The organism is Streptomyces sp. T028 (assembly GCF_048159505.1).
Classification (GTDB): Bacteria; Actinomycetota; Actinomycetes; order Streptomycetales; family Streptomycetaceae; genus Streptomyces.
On sequence record NZ_JBLRVZ010000082.1, the window covers coordinates 1 to 18,650 of the forward strand.

19 protein-coding genes and 3 pseudogenes are annotated in these 18,650 nt (G+C 68.9%); 12 read left to right on the top strand and 10 right to left on the bottom strand.

Annotated elements, in window-relative coordinates:
* Positions 1-693 precede the first annotated feature (693 nt).
* The 4 genes from ACLZN2_RS48910 to ACLZN2_RS48925 form a co-directional block, all read right to left on the bottom strand.
* Positions 694-1,107, bottom strand: a complete 414-nt coding sequence (locus ACLZN2_RS48910; protein ID WP_416986546.1) for a PIN domain nuclease — start codon at positions 1,105-1,107, stop codon at positions 694-696.
* Entirely contained in the window at positions 1,104-1,367 is a 264-nt protein-coding gene (locus tag ACLZN2_RS48915) for a type II toxin-antitoxin system VapB family antitoxin (protein WP_416986547.1), read from the bottom strand. The genes ACLZN2_RS48910 and ACLZN2_RS48915 overlap by 4 nt, the downstream gene beginning before the upstream one ends.
* A gap of 174 nt (positions 1,368-1,541) precedes the next feature.
* Complete coding sequence (locus ACLZN2_RS48920) at positions 1,542-1,697, bottom strand: DUF3459 domain-containing protein (protein ID WP_416986563.1); 156 nt, start codon at positions 1,695-1,697, stop codon at positions 1,542-1,544.
* 281 nt (positions 1,698-1,978) lie between these two features.
* Positions 1,979-3,664, bottom strand: coding sequence for a PucR family transcriptional regulator (locus ACLZN2_RS48925; protein ID WP_416986548.1), 1,686 nt, complete (start codon positions 3,662-3,664; stop codon positions 1,979-1,981).
* A 172-nt stretch (positions 3,665-3,836) separates the two neighbouring features.
* Here ACLZN2_RS48925 and ACLZN2_RS48930 point away from each other — a divergent pair, with 172 nt between their 5' ends.
* From ACLZN2_RS48930 to ACLZN2_RS48945, 4 genes and pseudogenes are all read left to right on the top strand, one after another.
* Positions 3,837-5,876, top strand: coding sequence for a hydantoinase/oxoprolinase family protein (locus ACLZN2_RS48930; protein WP_416986549.1), 2,040 nt, complete (start codon positions 3,837-3,839; stop codon positions 5,874-5,876).
* Position 5,877: 1 nt separating this feature from the next.
* Positions 5,878-6,618 (top strand): hydantoinase B/oxoprolinase family protein, encoded by a 741-nt coding sequence (locus ACLZN2_RS48935; protein ID WP_416986550.1) that lies wholly within the window; start codon positions 5,878-5,880, stop codon positions 6,616-6,618.
* Positions 6,619-6,701: 83 nt separating this feature from the next.
* A pseudogene (locus ACLZN2_RS48940) lies at positions 6,702-6,824 on the top strand (AraC family transcriptional regulator); the annotation flags it as partial.
* Positions 6,825-6,839: 15 nt separating this feature from the next.
* On the top strand, positions 6,840-7,349 hold the full coding sequence (locus tag ACLZN2_RS48945; protein WP_416986551.1) for a class I SAM-dependent methyltransferase: 510 nt from the start codon (positions 6,840-6,842) through the stop codon (positions 7,347-7,349).
* On the opposite strand, the pseudogene ACLZN2_RS48950 reads toward ACLZN2_RS48945, so the two are convergent.
* A pseudogene (locus ACLZN2_RS48950) lies at positions 7,307-7,879 on the bottom strand (AraC family transcriptional regulator); the annotation flags it as partial. The gene ACLZN2_RS48945 and the pseudogene ACLZN2_RS48950 sit on opposite strands and share 43 nt — an antisense overlap.
* Between ACLZN2_RS48950 and ACLZN2_RS48955 the strand changes: the two are divergent.
* On the top strand, positions 7,821-8,519 hold the full coding sequence (locus ACLZN2_RS48955) for an XdhC family protein (RefSeq protein WP_416986552.1): 699 nt from the start codon (positions 7,821-7,823) through the stop codon (positions 8,517-8,519). The pseudogene ACLZN2_RS48950 and the gene ACLZN2_RS48955 overlap by 59 nt on opposite strands.
* Positions 8,519-8,755 carry an XdhC family protein gene (locus ACLZN2_RS48960; RefSeq protein ID WP_416986564.1) on the top strand — a complete coding sequence of 79 codons (237 nt, stop codon included), beginning with the start codon at positions 8,519-8,521 and terminating at the stop codon, positions 8,753-8,755. Before ACLZN2_RS48955 ends, ACLZN2_RS48960 begins: the two co-directional genes overlap by 1 nt.
* Positions 8,756-8,799: 44 nt before the next feature.
* Here ACLZN2_RS48960 and ACLZN2_RS48965 read toward each other — a convergent pair.
* Positions 8,800-9,042, bottom strand: a pseudogene (locus ACLZN2_RS48965) (NADP-dependent oxidoreductase); the annotation flags it as partial.
* On the opposite strand from ACLZN2_RS48965, the gene ACLZN2_RS48970 reads away from it, so the two are divergent.
* Positions 9,041-9,973, top strand: a complete 933-nt coding sequence (locus ACLZN2_RS48970) for an L-tyrosine/L-tryptophan isonitrile synthase family protein (RefSeq protein ID WP_416986565.1) — start codon at positions 9,041-9,043, stop codon at positions 9,971-9,973. The pseudogene ACLZN2_RS48965 and the gene ACLZN2_RS48970 sit on opposite strands and share 2 nt — an antisense overlap.
* Positions 9,974-10,167: 194 nt before the next feature.
* Here ACLZN2_RS48970 and ACLZN2_RS48975 read toward each other — a convergent pair whose 3' ends face one another.
* Entirely contained in the window at positions 10,168-10,326 is a 159-nt protein-coding gene (locus tag ACLZN2_RS48975; RefSeq protein WP_416986553.1) for a hypothetical protein, read from the bottom strand.
* Positions 10,327-10,392: 66 nt separating this feature from the next.
* Here ACLZN2_RS48975 and ACLZN2_RS48980 point away from each other — a divergent pair, with 66 nt between their 5' ends.
* Positions 10,393-11,085, top strand: a complete 693-nt coding sequence (locus ACLZN2_RS48980) for a FadR/GntR family transcriptional regulator (protein ID WP_416986555.1) — start codon at positions 10,393-10,395, stop codon at positions 11,083-11,085.
* A gap of 271 nt (positions 11,086-11,356) precedes the next feature.
* On the opposite strand, the gene ACLZN2_RS48985 is transcribed toward ACLZN2_RS48980, so the two are convergent.
* Positions 11,357-12,775 (bottom strand): aspartate ammonia-lyase, encoded by a 1,419-nt coding sequence (locus ACLZN2_RS48985; RefSeq protein ID WP_416986556.1) that lies wholly within the window; start codon positions 12,773-12,775, stop codon positions 11,357-11,359.
* A 45-nt stretch (positions 12,776-12,820) separates the two neighbouring features.
* The gene (locus ACLZN2_RS48990; protein WP_416986557.1) at positions 12,821-13,987 is read right to left on the bottom strand and encodes an aminotransferase class V-fold PLP-dependent enzyme; all 1,167 of its coding nucleotides are present in this window, start codon (positions 13,985-13,987) and stop codon (positions 12,821-12,823) included.
* A 462-nt stretch (positions 13,988-14,449) separates the two neighbouring features.
* On the opposite strand from ACLZN2_RS48990, the gene ACLZN2_RS48995 reads away from it, so the two are divergent.
* Genes ACLZN2_RS48995 through ACLZN2_RS49010 form a run of 4 tightly spaced genes read left to right on the top strand, consistent with a single transcriptional unit; the run spans position 14,450 to position 17,745 of the window.
* A complete protein-coding gene (locus tag ACLZN2_RS48995) occupies positions 14,450-15,250 on the top strand; it encodes an amino acid ABC transporter ATP-binding protein (protein WP_416986558.1) in 801 nt (266 codons plus the stop codon).
* Positions 15,251-15,304: 54 nt separating this feature from the next.
* On the top strand, positions 15,305-16,198 hold the full coding sequence (locus ACLZN2_RS49000; protein WP_416986559.1) for a glutamate ABC transporter substrate-binding protein: 894 nt from the start codon (positions 15,305-15,307) through the stop codon (positions 16,196-16,198).
* Between the two features lie 33 nt (positions 16,199-16,231).
* Positions 16,232-16,882 carry an amino acid ABC transporter permease gene (locus tag ACLZN2_RS49005; protein WP_416986560.1) on the top strand — a complete coding sequence of 217 codons (651 nt, stop codon included), beginning with the start codon at positions 16,232-16,234 and terminating at the stop codon, positions 16,880-16,882.
* Positions 16,879-17,745: an amino acid ABC transporter permease gene (locus tag ACLZN2_RS49010; protein WP_416986561.1), complete on the top strand. Its 867-nt coding sequence runs from the start codon at positions 16,879-16,881 to the stop codon at positions 17,743-17,745. Before ACLZN2_RS49005 ends, ACLZN2_RS49010 begins: the two co-directional genes overlap by 4 nt.
* A 714-nt stretch (positions 17,746-18,459) precedes the next feature.
* On the opposite strand, the gene ACLZN2_RS49015 is transcribed toward ACLZN2_RS49010, so the two are convergent.
* Positions 18,460-18,650, bottom strand: a 191-nt coding sequence (locus ACLZN2_RS49015) for a hypothetical protein (protein ID WP_416986562.1), incomplete at its 5' end; no start/stop codon positions are given.

Below are 18,650 nucleotides of genomic sequence, written 5' to 3' on the forward strand. Positions count from 1 at the left end.
TCACCGCCAAGCCCACCGAACCCGAACCGCAGATCACCCCAAAACCGGAACCGAAACAGCTGCCGTGACTACACCACACCGCGGGACATGACCTGCGCATGGTTTTGAGAACCTCTCCTCGACTGGGGAGAGGGTCCGTGAACCGGGTGCGCGTGCCCATCTGGGACGCGTTCTGGACGCAGGTTGGACGCAAAGATCGGAAAAGACTGGCAAGGGCCGAGGAGGACTGAGGCACCAAACCACGTTTGACCTGGGAAGACGGCCAAGATTGGCATTGATCGACAAGGGTCGCCAAGATCCTCAAAGGACTCATAATCCGTCGGCCGTGGGTTCGAGTCCCACCCGCCCCACTGTGCAGGTCTTTGACCTGCGGAAACGTCTCATCTGGGGTGCGGATTCAGGGCGTTGCTCCACGGCGCTGAATCCGCTGCTCGTGAGTTCGACTCCGCGGCCGTCATTGTGCGTTGGGATCGCTTTGACCTGCGCAGACGTAACGGTCTACGGCTGGAGGAGGCGTCGTGGGTGGGCTGTGCGAGCGTCTGGACGTCGAATTCTGGACGCTGGCTGGACACGAGGATCCGGAAGTGCTGCCCGGTGACCTTGGGTGTCGGGAGACGACCCAGGCCACCGCGGACTGATCGCCAGGCGGCCGGGTCGGTCAGAAGCTCGGTGCCCGTCGGCACCGCGCGAGCTCTACTGCCTGAGGTCGATCGTGCGGACCGGCTGCCCTGTCGTGCGGGCGATGGTTTCGAAGTCGCGGTCGTAGTGGAGCAGAGTGAGTCCCGCTTCTTCCGCGGCTGCGGCCACCAGGAGGTCCACGGGGCCCGCGCTGCGGTGTTCTCCCTTGGCGGTCAACTGTTCCTGGATGACGCGGGAGCGGCGGTAGACACCGTCGGGCATGGGGCACCAGGCGTAGTGGGCGTCGAGTGCCGACTTCAAGCGGGCGCGGTCCGTGGCCGAACGGGCCGAGTAGAGGACTTCCAGTTCGGTGAGGTCGCAGATCGCGACGAGGCCGGCGGCGATCCTGTCGTCCCATTCGGCCGTGTTGTGGCGGAGCAGGACGCGGGCAAGGGCGGAGGTGTCGATGAGGTAGTCGGCGACTGTCACTCGTGCGCTCCGGTGTCGCGGGCATCGTCCGCCGCGCCCGCGCTCGTGGGGCGGTATGTGCTCTTGTCCAGCAGTAGGTCGATGTCCAGAGCGCCCTCGGCCACCAGTTCGCGGGCCTCGTCGAGTGCTCGCAAACGCCGGTAGCGGACCGTGACTTCCCGCAGCGCGGTGTTGACGGTGTCGCGCTTGGTGGTGGTGCCGAGCTCTCTGGCAGCCGCTTCCAGCGCCTCGTCGTCGAGATCAATGACAGTCCGACTCATGGTGCCCTCCCCTACTTGAGCGTATCAAGCGAAGTGTATCAAGATACAAGATCTTTTATATACTCCAATGCGCGGGGCGGCAACCGTTCGTGTGGGCCAGGGACTGACCGATCGGCGGGGAGTGGACACCGGACAGGCCCTGGCGGATTGAGGGGATGCTCCAGATGGAGGCCGTTATTTCTTGAGCCAGGCCGCGTGGTCGGGTTCCAGTAATCCGTCCTCGACGGGACCGCTGGCCAGAAGGACCGTGGTGCGGTCGGGCAACCTGTGGGCCTCGTCCGACAGGTTGAGCACGCACACGAGGCCGGGAGCGCGGTGGAAGGCGAGGATGTCCGGCGGGGTGTCGAGTCAGGTCATGGCGGCGTCGCCGAGGGCAGGGTGCTCGCGTCGGATGTGCAGGGCGGTGCGGTACGTCGGCCGTGCGTTCGAGTTCCACCCGCCCCGCTGTGCACATCTCTGACCCGCGGAAACGTCTCAGCGGGTGTGTGGATTCCTTTGGGGCGATGGGGCGAATCCGCTGCTTGCGAAAAGGTGGCCCAGGCGGCTGGGCAGGTGTGTGAGCCGCTGGTTCGCAGCCGCCGGGATCTGATACCTGATCGAGGAGGGCGCCTTCACCGGGCGTGGTCCTCGGACGTGCGCGGGAATTGGGGTGAGTCCGTTCCGGGAGCGGCGTCTCCGTCCCGGGCGTTGCGGTGCGGTTCGGCCAAGCGGTCGTGCAGGGCGAGGTAGAGGTTGGCGACGACCACCGCCGAGGTGATTGGCGCACCGAGCAGTTCCTCGGCGCGGCGCAGCCGGTACCGCACGGAGTTGGGGTGCAGGAACATTACCTCCGCGGTGGCGCGGACGTCCTGGTTGCAGGTCAGGTAGGCGGCTACTGTCGCGGTCAGGTCCTTCCGGGCGAGCAGGTGGCCGAGCTGCTGACGGGCCTTGATCGCGACGGCTTCGGGCGAGCGGCTGGCGAGCAGCCAGGTCACCAGGTCGACGTCCTCGAAGCGGAGGACCGATCCCGGCTGTTCGGTCTCCTCGGCGGTGCCGGTGCCGAACAGGGCGTACCGACGGCGCAGTGCCACCCGGAGGGCTCGTTCGGCGTCCCTGGTCCGGGCGCGGGCGAGGTGCAGGTCGTCGAAGGGTTCGCTCAGTCCGACGTGGTGGGTGCGCGCCGCCTCCCGGAGCCAGTCGTCGAGCACGACACGGTCGCCGGCGAGCCCGCTGAAGCCGTCCGCCTCGTCGGCCTCCAGGACGAGCGGCAGGCCGAAGGTCTGGGCCAGTTCCAGAACGACGTCCCTGCGGTCGGGGTGCGGCGAGGCGGGAGCGTCGCCGGACGAGGCGGACCCTCCGGACCCGGCGGCAGACCCGGCCGACCCGGCGTCCTTGGGCACCGCCACGAACGCCCGCATCGTCCGGTCCCGCTCGAACCGGAACGACCGCAACCGGTCCCAGACGCGACTGGCCGTGTCCGGGGTCATGCCCGCCCGGATCGTCCGCAGGATCTCGGCGGCCTCGGTCACGGACTGGGCCACCGTCAGGGCGCGCAGTCCCCGCATCGCTCCCAGCAGCTTCTGGGTCGCGTCCAGGATCGGCTGACCGAGTTCGTCGATGACCTGCTCGCGGCGTGAGGCCAGGGCGATCCAGTAACCGACACCGCGCAGGGCCACCGGCCGCGCCGTCACGTGCCAGCGCCCGACGGTGAAGATCTGGCGGCCGCCGCGGCTGCTGCCGGCGCGCACCGCGTTCCAGATGAGGACCGTCGGCCCTTGTCCCGTCGACTCGACCACGCGTCCGGACTCCTCGTAGAGGATGACCGCCCCGTGCATGAGGGAGCCGATCCGGTGGACGAGGGCCCTGACCGGCTGGTCCGCGGCGAGTGCGTCCAGGAGGTCTTCCTGGATGCGCAGGCGCTGGCGCAGCGCGTAGGCGTCGGAGGACAGCTCGGACTCGTAGACGTACTGCTCGATCTGCAGGAACGGCACCGACGGGTCGACCGTGAGGAGGTTCAGGCCGGCGTCCTGCGCGGCCTGGCGCAGAGCCTGCGGGACATCCTGGAAGTGGACGCCGACGCCGAACAGCAGCGCCGCGGCCTCGCACCGGACGAGCTCCTCCACCAGCTCGGCCTGGTGCCGGTCGGCGTCCGGAAGTCCGACGAAGCGCAGGCCCGTGGTGAGCATCAGCCAGTCCGGGCGCAGCCACTGGCCCACGCCCTCGATCTCCATCGAGTGCGCACCGCGGACGCGGCGGTCGAGGTCACCTTCACCGATGATCTTCAGACCGAGATGGCGCTCCGCGAGCAACTTTCGCACGGTGATGTTTCTGGCCGGTGGCACGCGTGCAGCGAAGCAAATTTTGTCCTGCCGCACAAGAGTCGACCTTCAACTTGGTAGATCTCACGTCGACCGAATGCGCACGCTCCCCCATTCTGTTCTCCACTCCGCAATCGCGGCGCTTTCCACATCAGGAGCATCAGGAGCACTTGTGCCGAAACTTCGTGTGGCCGTCGATGTCGGCGGCACCTTCACCGACGTCTGCATCTTCGACGAGGAGGCGCACGCGACCCGCGTGACCAAGGTCCCGTCCACACCGGACGACCCGATGCGCGCGGTCGTCGCCGGAGTCGAGCGGGCCGGCATCGACCTCGCCGACGTCGGTCTCTTCTCGCACGGGACCACCGTCGCGACCAACGCGCTGATCACCCGCCGCTTCCCGGCCGCCGCGATGGTGACGACCCGGGGCTTCAGGGACGTACTGGAGATCCGGGACGGGACGAAGGACGACCTCTGGGACGCTTACTCGGACGTGGCCCGCCCCTACATCCGGCGCCGCGACCGCTTCGAGGTGGCGGAGCGGATCGACGCCGAGGGGCGGATCGTCACCCCTCTCGACGAGGAGGAGGCCCGACAGCTCGCCCGGCTGCTGGCCCGCCGCGGTGTCACCACCGTCGCGGTCTGCTTCGTCAACTCCTACGCCAACAGCGCGCACGAACTGCGGATGGCGCAGATCCTCGCCGAGGAGCTGCCCGAGGCGAGCGTGTCGACGTCGGCGGCGATCCTGCCCGAGATCTTCGAGTACGAGCGGTTCAACACCACCGTCGCCAACGCGGTGCTCGCCCCGCTGGTCACCGGCTACGTCGACCGGCTGGCCGAGCGGCTGAGCGCGGGCGGATACGGGGGCGATCTGCTCCTGCTCCACTCGGGCGGCGGTTCGATGACCCCGCGCATGGTGGGCCGGTTCCCGGTCCGGCTGGCGGCCTCGGGCATCGCGGCCGGGGCCATCGCCGCCCGGCACGTCGCCGCGCAGTGCGGCTACCCGAACGCGATCGGCCTCGACATGGGCGGCACCAGCACCGACATCTGCCTGGTGCACGAGGGGGAGCTGCGCACCACCAAGGAGTGGTCCGTCGAGTATGGCTACCCGATCATCTTCCCCAGCATCGAGGTGCTCACGATCGGCGCCGGCGGCGGCTCGCTGGCCTGGATCGACGAGGCGGACTCGCTGCGCAACGGCCCGCAGTCGGCCGGCGCCACCCCCGGCCCGGCGTGTTACGGGGGCGGTGGCGAGGAGGCCACCAACACCGACGCCAACCTCTTCCTGGGCAGGCTCGGCACCAGCCTCGCCGGAGGCGCCAAGTCGCTCCAGCCCGAACTGGCGGAGAAGGCGATCAAGAAGGTCGCCGATCCGCTGGGGCTGGGACTCGCCGAGGCGGCGGGCGCCATCGTCGAGGTGGCCAACGCCAACATGGCCGACGCGGTCCGGCTGGTCTCCATCCGGCGCGGCTACGACCCCCGCGACTTCGCGCTCGTCGCGTTCGGCGGAGCGGGCGCCCTGCACGGTGCCGAGGTCGCCCGCCAGCTGAACATCCCGACCGTGATCGTCCCGCCGAACCCGGGGGTGACCTCGGCGCTGGGCTGTCTGCTCGTCGACATCCGCCACGACCTGTCCGCGATGTTCTCCTGCCTGGCCCACCAGGCCGACGAGGAGGAGTTCGAGCGCGCCTTCCAGGAGCTGGAGCGGGAGGCCTCGCAACGCCTTGTGCACGAGGGCGTCGCCCCGGAGCACGCGGTGCTCCAGCGCAACGCGTCCATGCGCTACCAGGGGCAGTGGCGTTCGCTGGTCGTGTCCTGCGGCTCGGGGCCCGGCGCGCTGGCCGAGGCGGTGGAGCGGTTCCACGAGGAGCACGAGCGCGAGTTCGCGTTCCGCAGGGACGACACCCCGGTCGAGATCTACCAGCTCGGCCTCCAGGCCACCGGCGTCACGCCGAAGCCCGCGTTCGCCACGCACGATCCCGCCGACGGCGCGGACCGTACCGCGGAGCCGGTGTCGACCCGGCAGGTCTGGTTCCCCGACACCGGCTGGGTCGGGACCGGCGTCCACCGCCGCGACGACCTCCCCGCCGGTACCCGCCTCCAAGGCCCGGTCATCGTCGAGCAGTTGGACTCCACGACCGTCGTACCGCCCCGCGCCGAGGCCGAGATCGACGCCTGGCTGAACATCCGCATCCACCTCCAGGAGGCCTGACGTGAGCACCACCGAGCACGCCCCGCACGCCGGGCACCACGAGCGGACGCTCGACCCGGTCACCTTCGAGGTCCTGAAGAACGCGTTCACGACCTCGGTCGACCTGATGAGCGAGCAGATCCTGCGCACCTGCTACTCGTTCGTCATCTACTGTCGCGACTTCTCCTCGGCGCTGTGCGACGCGCAGGGCAACACCGTCATGCAGGGCAGCCAGGACATCGCCGTGCACGTCGGCACCCTGCACTTCCAGTGCAAGGCCGTCATCGAGTACTTCGGCGACGACATCAACCCCGGCGACGTCTTCGCCATCAACGACCCCTACCGCGGGGGCACCCACTTCAACGACATCAGCTTCATACGGCCGGTCTTCGTCGGCGACGAGATCATCGGGTTCGCGCAGAACAAGGGGCACTGGGCCGACGTCGGCGGCACCGTCCCCGGCTCCTTCGACGTCACAGCGAAGGAGCACTTCGGGGAGGGACTGCGCATCCCGGCGCTGAAGATCTGGGACCGCGGCGTCTTCCGCCACGACGTGGCCCAGCTGATCGTGCAGAACACCCGCTCGCCGTTCGTCGGCCTCGGCGACCTGCACGCCCAGTCCGAGGCGACCGCGGTGTGCGAGCGGGAACTGCTCCGTCTCGTCGACCGGTACGGCAAGGACACCATCGTCGCGGCGATGGCCGAGGTCCAGGACTACGCACCGGCCCATGTGGCTGGAAAGTGCCCGCATTGGCGCGGTTGATTCGGTGCTGGTGAGGGCGGCGTCTCCGCCCGCCCGAGCCCCACACGCTTCATTCCCGCGTTCGCCGTAGCAGGGCACCGGGTGTCGGCTATGACAACCCGTCACAGTTCAGCCGGGAATACCGCCGTCAGTTCGGCGCGCCCCCGAGCCGGGACGCGGCCCGCCTGCGGAACACCGTACGCACCCCGGCAGGTGTCCTTCCCTGAGCCGGTTGGACCGCGGTGGAGAATCGTGCAAGGGAGAGCGAGGATCGTTCTGCCGAGGCGATCCAACACAAACTGGCAGGCCGCGGTCGTCACATCGCGGTCGAACTGAATGAGCGGCTCGCCACGCGTCTGGTTCAGCGTTTCCACCGCGTCGAGACAGTCGCCGGCTCCGCCTGGGAACTGCCTCGCATCCTGGCTGACCGGGACCTGCGCACGGCGGACGTGGTGGTGAGCAGCCTCCCCTGGTCGGCGTTCACCGGCCCGCACGGCCGCGCCCTCGTGCCGAAAATCGCCTCGGTTCTGTCCCAGAGCGGTGCGTACACGCAATTCACCTACGCCTGGGCCCACTGGGCCCCTCCGAGCCGTCACCGGCTCGCGCAGCTGCGGCAGGCGTTCGAAGAAGTGGTCGCAAGCAGGACGGTGTACCGCAACCTGCCTCCCGCCATGGTGTATTCCGCCCGCAGGTCGCGTGTGCCGGCCGGTCAGTTCCCCGCGTCGGCAGCCGCGAGTCTCATCGCGTCCTGACTGGGTGGCGCGCCGAAGAGGCGCCGGTACTCCCGGCTGAACTGGGACGGGCTGTCGTATCCCACGCGGTATCCGATGTGCGCGATGTCTTTAGGATGTGCCGCCAGAAGAAGCCGGGCCTCATGGAGCCTGATCTTCTTCTGGAACTGAATGGGACTCATTCCGGTGACGGCCTGGAAATTCCGATAGAAGGCGGACGTGCTCATCCCGATCAGCTTCGCCACGTCGTCCACCCGGAACGGCTGTCTGTAGTTCTCCCTGATCCAGTGCACGGCTCTGGCGATATGGGAGAGCTTGCTGTCGGCGAGACCGATCTGGCGAACCGTCGCCCCCCGCTCGCCCGTGATCAGGCGCCACAGGATCTCACGTTTGACGAGGGGGGCGAGCATGTCCCTGTCCCGCGGCTGGTCGAGCAGGCGCAGCAGTCGCACGGCGGCGTCGAGGAGTTGGTCGCTCGCGGTGCTGACGGCGATGGCCGGGGGCGCGGTGCCGTTCGGCGGAAAACTGCCGGGCGCGGCCCGCAGCATCATCGCGGGCCGTCGGCGCCAGCGACACGTCGACGTCCACCGTCAGGCGGGCCGGCCCGTCGTGCTGGCCCGCCTGGTGGGCCGGGACGGTCCCGGATCACGACCGCTGGGTGCCGCCATGGCCGTCGCCGACGACGGCACATGGCGCGGCTCGCTGTCGGGCGGCTGTGTCGAGGGCATCGTCCTGGACAGGGCCCGCGCCGTTCTGGCAGGGGCCGCACCCCAGGTGACCGCCGTGAAGCCGGGGGAAGACCTGCTGCCCTGGGAGGACACCCCGGCCTGCGCCGGCGAACTGCGGGTCCTCATCACGCCCGCACCACCCGAGCCGGTCCACTCCGCCATCACCACGGCCCTGGCCGAGGACCGCCCGCTGGCGGTGCGGGTCGGGCTGAGGCCGCCCCACCGCTGGTCGACGGCAGCCACGGCCGACCAACTGCCCGACAGAGGACCCGCGTTCACCGAGGAACTGACGGGTCGGCCGCGGCTGCTGCTGGTTGGCGCGACAGATCTCGCCGCAGTGCTGGCTACCGTGGCAGGGACCATGCATCGCAAGGTCGTCGTCCTCGACCCACGGCCCGGGCATGTCGCCTCCGGGGCCTTCATCGGCACCGCCGACGTCGTCCGTGCCTGGCCCGACGACTGATCGCTCGCCACCCGCTCGCCGCACGCGACGCGGTTGTCGCACTCAGCCACGACCCGCGCATCGACGAACGTGCCCTGCGCGCCGCTCTGGCAGGCCACGCCGGGTACGTCGCCGCGCTCGGCAGCCGGGCCACCCACGCTGGGCGCCTGCGGCGCCTGACCGGCGTCCCCGGACTGGACCGCCTGGCCGGCCCGGCGGGCCTCGACCTCGGCGGAGCGTCCCTCGCCAGCGGGTAGGTCTCGGCCACGCGTAGTGCCAGTTCTCCGGAGGCGGCCAGGTCGGACAGGGTGGTCAGCGTGGCGCCGTCCGCACCGACCTGCGTCACCCGCAAGCGAATACCGCGCTCGGCCTCGGGCATGGCGTCGGGCCGGGTGGTCACGAAGGTGCCGCCGTCCGCGATCACCCCGATGACGGCCTGCCCGAGCGTGGCCGTGTCCAGAACGGCGTCCACCCCTTCGCCCGAGCGGGGGGACCCCCATGGCGCCATGCCGTCATGCCCGCACGCCTCCCGAAGGAACGACATTCCGCTGACGACCGCACCGGACACCACCCCCACGAGCACCAGCGCCGCGATCCTGAACCTGCTCCTGCCGCACCACCGCACGACCGGTCGGGCACACGCCTCCGCCGAGATGTTCCCGCATCAGCTGCGGCAGATCACCGACTTCGTGCGCGAGGGCGCCCCCATCGTGTTCACCCTGCCCGGCCTCCCCTGCAAGTCGCCCAACCCGGCCAAGGTCCTGGGTCACCTCCCTGACATGGGCGAACGTCTCTCCCTCACCTTCCTCCAGACCCTGTGCACGGACATCGAGCAGATCTATCCGCCGGGCGCCCGTATGGTCATCTGCTCCGACGGCCACATCTTCGGCGACCTCATCGGAGTCCCCGACGAGCACATCGACGCCTACTCCGACGAACTACGCACACTCATACGCCAACTGGGCTTGGGGAGACTGTCCGTCTTCGACCTGCGTGACGCCCTCGGCGACCTCCCGCACGACACGAAACGCGCCCACGTCCACGAGCGATACGGCCCCACCCTGGACGCCCTGCGCGCCGAGGTCCGCGCCGACGGCCACGCCCTCGCCCTCTACCGCGGCATCACCCGCTTCCTCGTTGAGGACACCGCCGACTTCCCCGGAACCCGCTCAGCGCTCCAGCGCGAGTGCCGGCAACGTGCCTACGGCGTCATTCAGCGCAGCCGTGCCTGGGGCGATCTGATCGCCGAGCACCACCCCCACTGCGTGCGCCTGTCCATTCACCCCCAGCCCATAGGCGCCCCCAGATTCGGCATCCGCCTCCTCGACGCACCCGACGCCTGGACCACCCCCTGGCACTCGGCAGCCCTGCACCGAGCCGACGGCACATGGACCCTCCTACCTCGTGCCAGGGCCGCCCAGGAGGGCTGGCTGGCCTACCACGAGGGCATGCCCAGCCACTTTGAACGGACGTGACTTCAGGATCCATCCGGCGAACGGGGGAGAGCCGGCCGCCGAGATCACATGGACTGCACCCGGGTAGGGCTGCTCGGGTCGGCTCTGCTGCGAGAGGGCCATGGGTTGAGGCCATCCTGAGGCCGACGGTATCGGGATCACGATGCGATGAGACGGGCGTTCCGCGATGCCGGGCCGGGTTCCCAGGTGCAGGCTCACCAGGCGATCGGCAGGAGGCGGCGATCACAGAAGTGATCGTCTCCCGCGTTCGAGTACTGCTGGGCGAGATCGTCGAGCGTGGGGACGGCCAACCCGGTGCCGGGCCCGGGCTCACCGGCGTCGGCGCCCGCCTGGACGGGCCGTCTGTTGACCATGGTGGGACTACATGGAAAGCTGGTCCTACCAGTTGGTTCTACCGGTGGCGGGGGTGCGAGGAGTCCATGGCGTCACAGAGCTTGCCGGGCCGTCGGCGCAAGCCGGAGCTTGTCGCAGAGGCGTTGCTGGCAAGGATCCGGGAGGGAGAACTGCCGGTCGGCCGGCGACTGCCGTCGGAGCGGGATCTGGCGAGCGAGTACGACGTGAGCCGGAACGCCGTCCGTGAGGCGCTCGCCGTGCTCCAGCTCAGCGGCCATGTCGAGACGCGGCTCGGGGACGGCAGTTATGTCGCGCAGCCGGAGGGCCCGGCACGCGATGAGAACGACGCCGGGCTGCTTGCCGCGCTGACCATCACCGAGCTGCTGCAGGCGCGCGAGGCGCTCGAGCTTGCGAGTGCCCTGACGGCGATCCGCAGGGCGACCCGGTCGGACCTTCTCAAGATGGACGCTCTCGTGGCGGAGATGGAAGAGCATCTGGAGCAGGACGACTACGAGAGCTATCTGCGTACCACGATGGACCTGCACCGGGCGGTCGCCGCGGCATCGCGTACGCCGCTGCTGGTCACCCTGGTCAAGGAGCTGACCATCAAGCACCAGAGCCACGAATGGCTGCTGCACACCCGGTACACCCCGGCGATCGGCGCGTATTCGCTGGATGTGCACAGGGCACTGGTCAAGGCGATCCGCGAGAAGGACGTGGTCGCGGTGTACGAGGCGACCAGCCAGCACTATCACGACTATCCGGTGCTGCAGGGCTGAGAGCCTGTGTCATATCCCCGGTCGGATCAGCGCGCGGCGTCATGGGGGTCCCCCCGCTCGAGCGAAGCCGAGAGTGGGGGAGCGTGCGATCGCAAGGCGCCGGAGCGCCCTCGTGGCGGAGCCACGTGGGTGATTCGGCAACGCGGCTGGGGGTCCCCCTCTGGGGGTGGGGGTGCCCCCTCTGGGGGAGCGTGCCAGGCGTCGCGCGCCCGGCCGGGGATATGACACAGGCTCTGAGCCCGGGACGGGGAGGCCCCGGCCCCAGCCGGTTTCACCGCCCGGCCGGAGCCACGGGACGCACGAGCCTCTGAGGGCTCAGGACCTCGGTCAGCTCCGCTTCGGTGAGCAGCCCTCGGGCGACCACCAGGGACAGGACGCTGCGGCCGGTGACAAGGGCCTCGGCGGCGATGCTGGTGGCGGCGGTGTAGCCGATGTGCGGATTGAGGGCCGTGATCACGCCTATCGACTGCTCGACGCTACGGCGCAGGTGTTCGGCGTTGGCGGTGATACCGGCGACGCACCGGTCGGCCAGCGTGCGGCAGGCGGCGGTCAGGTGGCTCAGCGACTCGAAGAGGCTGTGGGCGATGACGGGCTCGAAGGCGTTGAGCTGCAGCTGGCCCGCTTCCGCTGCCATGGTCACGGTGACGTCATTGCCGATGACCCGGAACGCGACCTGGTTGACCACCTCGGGGATGACCGGATTGACCTTGCCCGGCATGATGCTCGACCCCGCCTGGGCCGGGGGCAGTCCGATCTCGGACAGGCCGACCCGTGGACCGGACGACAGCAGGCGCAGATCGTTGCAGATCTTGGAGAGCTTGACCGCGATGCGCTTGAGTACGCCGGAGAGCGTGACGAACGCCCCGGCGTCCTGGGTCGCCTCGACGAGGTCGGCGGCGGTGCTCACCGGCACCTGGGTGATCTCCCGCAGCCGCAGGCAGGCGAGTTCCGCGTAGCGGGGATGCGCGTTCAGCCCGGTGCCGATGGCGGTGCCGCCGAGGTTGATCTCGGTGATGAGGGCCGCGGCCTCCGTCAGTCGCTGGGCGTCCTCGCGGACCATGATCGCGTAACTGCCGAATTCCTGACCGAGTGTCATCGGGACGGCGTCCTGGAGCTGCGTCCGGCCCATCTTGACGACGTCGGCGAATTCCTCCGCCTTGGCCGAGAACGCCGTCGCCAGTGCTTCCAGCGCCTCCAGGAGCTGCTGGGCCAGTGTGTACAAGGCCAGCTTGACTGCCGTGGGGTACACGTCGTTGGTGCTCTGGCTCATGTTGACGTCTTCGAGCGGGTGCAGGTGCAGGTAGTCACCGAAGGGCCGGCCGAGGCGTTCCAGGGCGCGGTTGGCGATGACCTCGTTGGCGTTCATGTTGGTGGAAGTGCCGGCCCCGCCCTGGATGACGTCCACCGGAAAGTGCTCGTGCAGCCGGCCGGCCCGGATGTCCTCGCAGGCACCGACGATGGCCTCGGCCTTCGCGGGGTCCAGGAGTCCGAGTTCGCGGTTGGCCTCGGCGGCTGCCTGCTTGACGCAGGCCAGCGCGATGACCAGTTCGGGGTGGTGGCCGACCGGGATGCCGGTGATGGGGAAGTTCTCGGTGGCGCGCAGGGTGTGGACGCCGTAGTAGGCGTCGGCGGGGACGTCTCGATCACCCAGCAGGTCGTGTTCCCTGCGGACGTCGGCCAGTGCGGTCACGGGGTCGCTCCAGGTGGTTCGGGGGCAAGAGGCGGGTGCGGTGCGTCAGACGGCGCTGCGGTGCGGGAGGGTCCGCAGTCCCCGGCGCAGGAGGGCGGCCAACCGGTCGACGTCCTCGGCGTTGTTGTACAGGCCGAAGGAGACCCGGATGCCGTCGCGTACGGGCGAGAGCCGGGCGCCCTCGGCGGCGAGGAAGTCCGCCCACCGCGAGGCGGGCAGGTCCAGGACGTGGATGTGCGAGCGGTGTTCGCGCTCGCGCGGCCCGATCAGGGCGATGCCGAGGTCGTCCAGGTGCGCGATGAGCCGGTCGCCCAGATCCAGCACGTGCTGCTCGATGTCGCGGACGCCCAGGCCTTCGATGAGGTCCAGCGCGGCGGCGAGCGCGTGGATCGCCGGGAGGTTGAAGTTGCCGATCTCGAAACGCCGGGCGTCGCTGCGTGGCTCCACCCGTCCCGCGCCGACGACAACGTGCTCGTCGGGGTCGGCGACACCGGCCAGCGCCAGGTAGGTCGGGCGCAGCCCCTCAGCCCCGTACGGCGTGCAGAGCAGGCCGAGTCCCTGGGGCACCAGCAGGCCCTTGTGGCAGCCGGCGGCGAGCGCCGAGACCCCCAGCGCGCGGGCGTCGACGTCGAGGACGCCGACGGACTGCATGGCGTCGACCACGACCTCGGCCCCGTGTGCGCGGGCCAGTCGGGCGATGCCCGCCACAGCGTTGCGCTGACCGCTGTGAAACATCACATGCGAGAGGGCGATCGCACGGGTCCGGTCGTCGAGGTACGCGGCGAAGGTGTCGGCGTCGGCCCACTTCTTCTGCCTGTCCTGCGGGACCATCCGCACCTCGAGCCCGTCCGGTTGTCGGTTGAGCCAGGCGTACGCGACGTTCGGGTGTTCGCCCTCCAGCAGCAGCACGTTGTCACCCGGTTCCACGTGGAGGCCGTGGGCGGCGATGTTGAGGCCTTCCGAGGTGTTCTTGGTGAAGGCGATCTCGTCGGCGCCCACTCCCAGGAAGGCCGCCAGTCGCGCACGGACGTCCGTCAGCCGTGCCAGCCAGCGTTTCTTCGGGCCGGCGGACTCCAGCGCCTCGTCGTAGAAGGCGTCGAGGGCGGCACGGACGGGCACCGACAGCGGTGTCTGGTGTGCGGCGTCCAGGTACAGGACCTGCTCCGCCGCCGGGAAGTGGGAACGCAGGGGCGCGCTTGCTGTGGCACTCACTGAGGCGATCTCTTTCCTCTGCTCCGGGCCGGGCACCTCACTGATTGGCCCAACCGGTAGGACCAATACTCCATGCGGCCTCCGTGGAGGTCAAGGGCGATCTCCCGGTGCGCGACCGAGGGGTGGGTGAACGGCCGGGAGTAGGCCTGTTCAGGGCTGTTGCGCAGGGGACCCGCACAACTGTTGTGCAAAACGCTTTGGGTCCCTAGCTTGGCCGCACCAGTAGGGCCAACAGCCCCAATCGGTGCCCGTTTCCTGGTTGCGGGGGAGGGGATGTCGTGCGTCCTATCAGGATTTGGTCGACTTCATCCGGATCCGTAACGCAAGCGTCACAGGCAATTCGATGGCGACCCTTGACAGCCTCAACCGGTGGACCTTCCATTGGTCCGACAGGTTGGGCCAAAAATTCTCCGGTCCCACCACTGCTGGTGACCCGTCCTCTTCACAGCGAGGTAGTAGCTCATGTCTTCCTTGGACAACCACCAGGCCGTCGCTGCCGTCGAGGCGCCTGCGGGTGGGAACGGCCGGCCCCCTCTGCTGTCCCTCCGTGGGGTCAACAAGCACTTCGGGGCGCTTCACGTCCTGGCCGATGTCGATCTGGACGTCGCCAGGGGGGAGGTCGTCGTGGTGATCGGCCCCTCCGGTTCGGGGAAGTCGACGCTGTGCCGCACGATCAACCGGCTGGAGACGATCGGCTCAGGGAGCATCACCCTGGACGGGCGTGAACTGCCTGACGAGGGCCGGGAGTTGGCGGCCCTGCGTGCCGACGTGGGCATGGTCTTCCAGTCCTTCAACCTCTTCGCGCACAAGACCGTCCTGCAGAACGTGACGCTCGGGCCCGTCAAGGTCCGGAAGGCGACGAGGGCCGTGGCTGAGGAGCGTGCCCTCCAACTGCTGGACCGGGTCGGGGTGGCCGCCCAGGCCCACAAGTTCCCCGCCCAGCTCTCAGGAGGGCAGCAGCAGCGGGTCGCCATCGCCCGTGCGCTGGCCATGGATCCCAAGGTGCTGCTGTTCGACGAGCCCACCTCTGCCCTGGACCCGGAGATGGTCAACGAGGTCCTCGATGTCATGACGTCCCTGGCCCGCGAGGGCATGACCATGGTCGTCGTCACCCACGAGATGGGTTTCGCGCGCCGGGCTGCCGACCGGGTGGTCTTCATGGCCGACGGACGCATCGTCGAGGAGGCGCGGCCGGACGCCTTCTTCTCGGCGCCGAAGAGCGAGCGCGCCAGGGACTTCCTGTCCAAGATCCTCAGCCACTGATCCCGCACCCGCCGTGCACCGCACTCACCCTCGTACCACGCAAGGAGAACCACGATGATCCACCACAGACACGCCCTCGCCGTGACGGCGGCGACCGCCGTCCTCGCTCTGGGCCTTGCCGCGTGCGGCGGAAGCGGATCGGAGGACACTGCTGGCTCTGCTGTGGCCAAGCCCACGTTCCAGGCCGGCACCACGATGGCCAAGCTGTCCGCCGCCGGGAAGATGACGATCGGTACGAAGTTCGATGTGCCGCTCTTCGGCCTCAAGGGCCTGGACGGCAAGCCGGCCGGCTTCGATGTGGAGATAGCCAAGATCGTCGCAGGCAGGCTCGGCATCGCCGCCGGAGACATCACCTGGGTCGAGACGCCGTCCAAGGTCCGGGAGGAGTATCTGGAGCAGGGCAAGGCCGACCTGATCACCGCGACGTACACGATCAACGACGAGCGCCGCAAGCGGGTGACCTTCGCCGGTCCCTACTACAACGCCGGCTCGACCCTGATGGTCAAGAGCGACAACAAGGACATCACCGGCCCGGAGTCGCTCAAGGACGCGAGCCTCAAGGTGTGTACGGCCACCGGGTCCGTCGACTCCGAGAACATCAAGAAGTACCTCAAGGACCCGGGCAAGCAGCTGGTCCTGTTCGATGTCTACAGCAAGTGCGCCGACGCCCTCCGCACCGGCCAGGTCGATGCCGTCACCACCGACAGCGCCATCCTGCTCGGCTTCGTCTCGGCCTCCAAGGACGGTTTCAAGACCGTCGGTGAGACCTTCTACGACCAGCCCTTCGGCATCGGCATCAAGAAGGGCGACGTCGAGTTCTGCGAGTTCGTCAACGACGTGCTCACCGACGCGGAGAAGGACGGCAGCTACGCGAAGGCATGGAAGGACTCCGTCGGTGACGCCGCTCCGGAGGTTCCGAAGCTTCCCGAACTCGGCCCCTGCGAGTGACCCGCGCCCAGCCGTGCGATTCGGAGCAGACACATGAACGTGATCATCGATAATGCGGGTCTCTTCTGGTCGGGTTGGCTGAAGACCGTAGAAATCTGTATCTACGCGGCCGTCGGCTCGCTCGTACTCGGTATGGCCGTCGCCGTGGCCCGGGTCTCCCCGGTTCCGCTCCTGCGACGCCTGGGCGCCCTGTGGGTCCAGTGCGTGCGCAACTGCCCGCTCACCGTCGTGCTGTTCTTCATGGCGTTCGGTCTGCCCGAAGTCGGCCTGCACGGCAGCTACTTCTGGTTCGGGACGGTCGGGCTGATCTGCTACACGTCCGGCTTCATCTGCGAAGCCGTACGCAGCGGGATCAACGCGGTCCCGGCCGGTCAGGCCGAGGCGTCACGCGCCATCGGCCTGACCTTCGGCGCGGGCCTGCGGCTGGTGGTCATGCCGCAGGCCCTGCGGTCGATGGTCCCGCCGCTGGGCAACGCCCTGATCGCCATGATCAAGAACTCGGCGATCGTCGGCGCCTTCGGCGTCGGCGGAGAACTCTTCAGCGTGGCCGACACTCTGACCTCGTCCCGGGGCCTTCCCGCACTGCCCACCCTCACCGGCGTCGTCGCCGGATACCTCCTGCTGATCCTGCCCTTCGGATTCTTCCTGAGCCGTTTGGAGCGCAAGGTGGCGATCGCCCGATGACCGCGACCCATGTCCTGTACGACGCCCCGGGCCCGCGCACCCGCCGGCGGATCCGCTGGGGCACCGCCGTCCTCCTGACGGTCCTGGCCACCCTGCTGGCACTCGTCGTCGCCAGGCTCTCCCGGCAGGGGCAGCTCGACGAGGCCAAATGGGGTCCCCTGGTCAACCCCTCCGACCTGCGGTTCGGACTGGTGTGGGACTTCCTCGGCGGCGGCCTGACAGCCACTCTGCAGGCGGCCGCCATCTCCATCGTGCTGTCCCTCGTCCTGGGCAGCACGCTCGCCGTCACCCGGGTCACGGCCGCGGCGTGGTACCGCTGGGCGGTCGTGGGGTTCATCGAACTCTTCCGCGGTGTTCCTGTGGTGCTGTCCGTCTTCTTCGCCGCCCGCGTACTGCCGGAGATCGGCGTCGACCTGCCGACCATGTGGTTCCTCGTGATCGGCCTGACCCTCTACAACTCGGTCGTCATCGCCGAGGTCATCCGCGCCGGTATCCAGGCCCTGCCCAAGGGCCAGGCGGAGGCCGCGTACGCCATCGGCCTCACCCGGGGCGCCACCCTGCGGCTGATCCTGCTCCCGCAGGCCTTCCGGATCACCCTCCCCGCGCTCATCGGGCAGTTGGTGGTCGTCCTGAAGGACACGTCACTGGGCTTCATCATCAGCTACGAAGAGCTGTTGCGCCGGGGCCAGATCGCCGTCCAGACGCTGGAGAACCCGCTGCAGATGTTCTTCGTCATCGGAACCATCTTCATCCTGGTCAACTTCAGCCTCTCCAAGCTGGCCGAAGCAGTGCAGCGTCGGCTGTCCAGCCCCAGGCGCAGAAGCGATCCGCCGGCCGTGGCGGCCACCGGGACGGCTGCCTGAGCCGATGCGGTGGGTTCGAGTCCCACCCGCCCCACTGTGCAGGCTTCTGACCTGTACAAACGTATCAGTCCACGGTCGGTGGGCGGCGATGTGGGTGGGCTGTACGAGCGTCTGGACGTCGAGGCCGAAGGGTTCGGCGGGGCCGACGAGGCCACAGCGACGGCATGGCTGTGGGGTACGGGTCGGCTGAGGGCGGGAACCAGTCGCCGTACACGCTGACGGTGTTGAGCCGGTGACGAAGTAGCCGATGTCCACCACTCGTACCGCGTCCCTGCCCTGCGGGACGGCAAGGACGCCCGGCACGCAGCCGCGGCCCAACGGGGGGAATCACCCACCCGCTTCGTGCGCGCGGTCGTGACGGCGGTCGTCGCTGCTGTCACCGCCGCCCTCGAAGTGGTCCGCCGGCGCGGTTGACCCTGACGGCAGGCGGCAGGGCCTCCGGCCCGCCGGACACACCGGTGCGTCGTCGGGCGGGCCGGGAATGTCTCAGCGGCGCGATGTTGTCCGTCACGAACCGCGGCGCAACCCACCTCAATTCCAGTCACGACTAATGGAACAGGTGGGTACCCCACATGTCTTCTGAACTGATTAAGAGGCTGCACGAAAACCGGCAACGCACTTGGAACGAGGCAAAGGCGCTTGCCGACCGTGTGGACGCCGAAAGCGCGCGTTCACTGGCGAGGAAGAGCGCCAGTGAGGCTTTCTCAACGGTGATCACTTCCAGATCCCGTTGAGGACGAGGGCGGCTCGGGCGATGTCGCCGATCCGGCTGGGGCTGAGCGTGACGTGTTGCAGGGTGCGCCATCGCTGCTTGAGAGGGCGGTATGTGACGTAGTGCCGCGTTTGTTGTCGCTGGAACGTGTGGCACAGGCGTATCGGGGCTGATCGGGGAGTCCTGCCGTGCT

What these genes read in the sequence shown, in the direction of transcription:
- ACLZN2_RS48915 (WP_416986547.1), bottom strand. Translation starts at nt 1,367, where the DNA reads ATGAGTCGGACTGTCATTGATCTCGACGACGAGGCGCTGGAAGCGGCT.
- ACLZN2_RS48955 (WP_416986552.1), top strand. Translation starts at nt 7,821, where the DNA reads ATGGCCGGGGGCGCGGTGCCGTTCGGCGGAAAACTGCCGGGCGCGGCC.
- ACLZN2_RS48975 (WP_416986553.1), bottom strand. Translation starts at nt 10,326, where the DNA reads ATGGTCAACAGACGGCCCGTCCAGGCGGGCGCCGACGCCGGTGAGCCC.
- ACLZN2_RS48980 (WP_416986555.1), top strand. Translation starts at nt 10,393, where the DNA reads ATGGCGTCACAGAGCTTGCCGGGCCGTCGGCGCAAGCCGGAGCTTGTC.
- ACLZN2_RS48995 (WP_416986558.1), top strand. Translation starts at nt 14,450, where the DNA reads ATGTCTTCCTTGGACAACCACCAGGCCGTCGCTGCCGTCGAGGCGCCT.
- ACLZN2_RS49000 (WP_416986559.1), top strand. Translation starts at nt 15,305, where the DNA reads ATGATCCACCACAGACACGCCCTCGCCGTGACGGCGGCGACCGCCGTC.
- ACLZN2_RS49005 (WP_416986560.1), top strand. Translation starts at nt 16,232, where the DNA reads ATGAACGTGATCATCGATAATGCGGGTCTCTTCTGGTCGGGTTGGCTG.
- ACLZN2_RS49010 (WP_416986561.1), top strand. Translation starts at nt 16,879, where the DNA reads ATGACCGCGACCCATGTCCTGTACGACGCCCCGGGCCCGCGCACCCGC.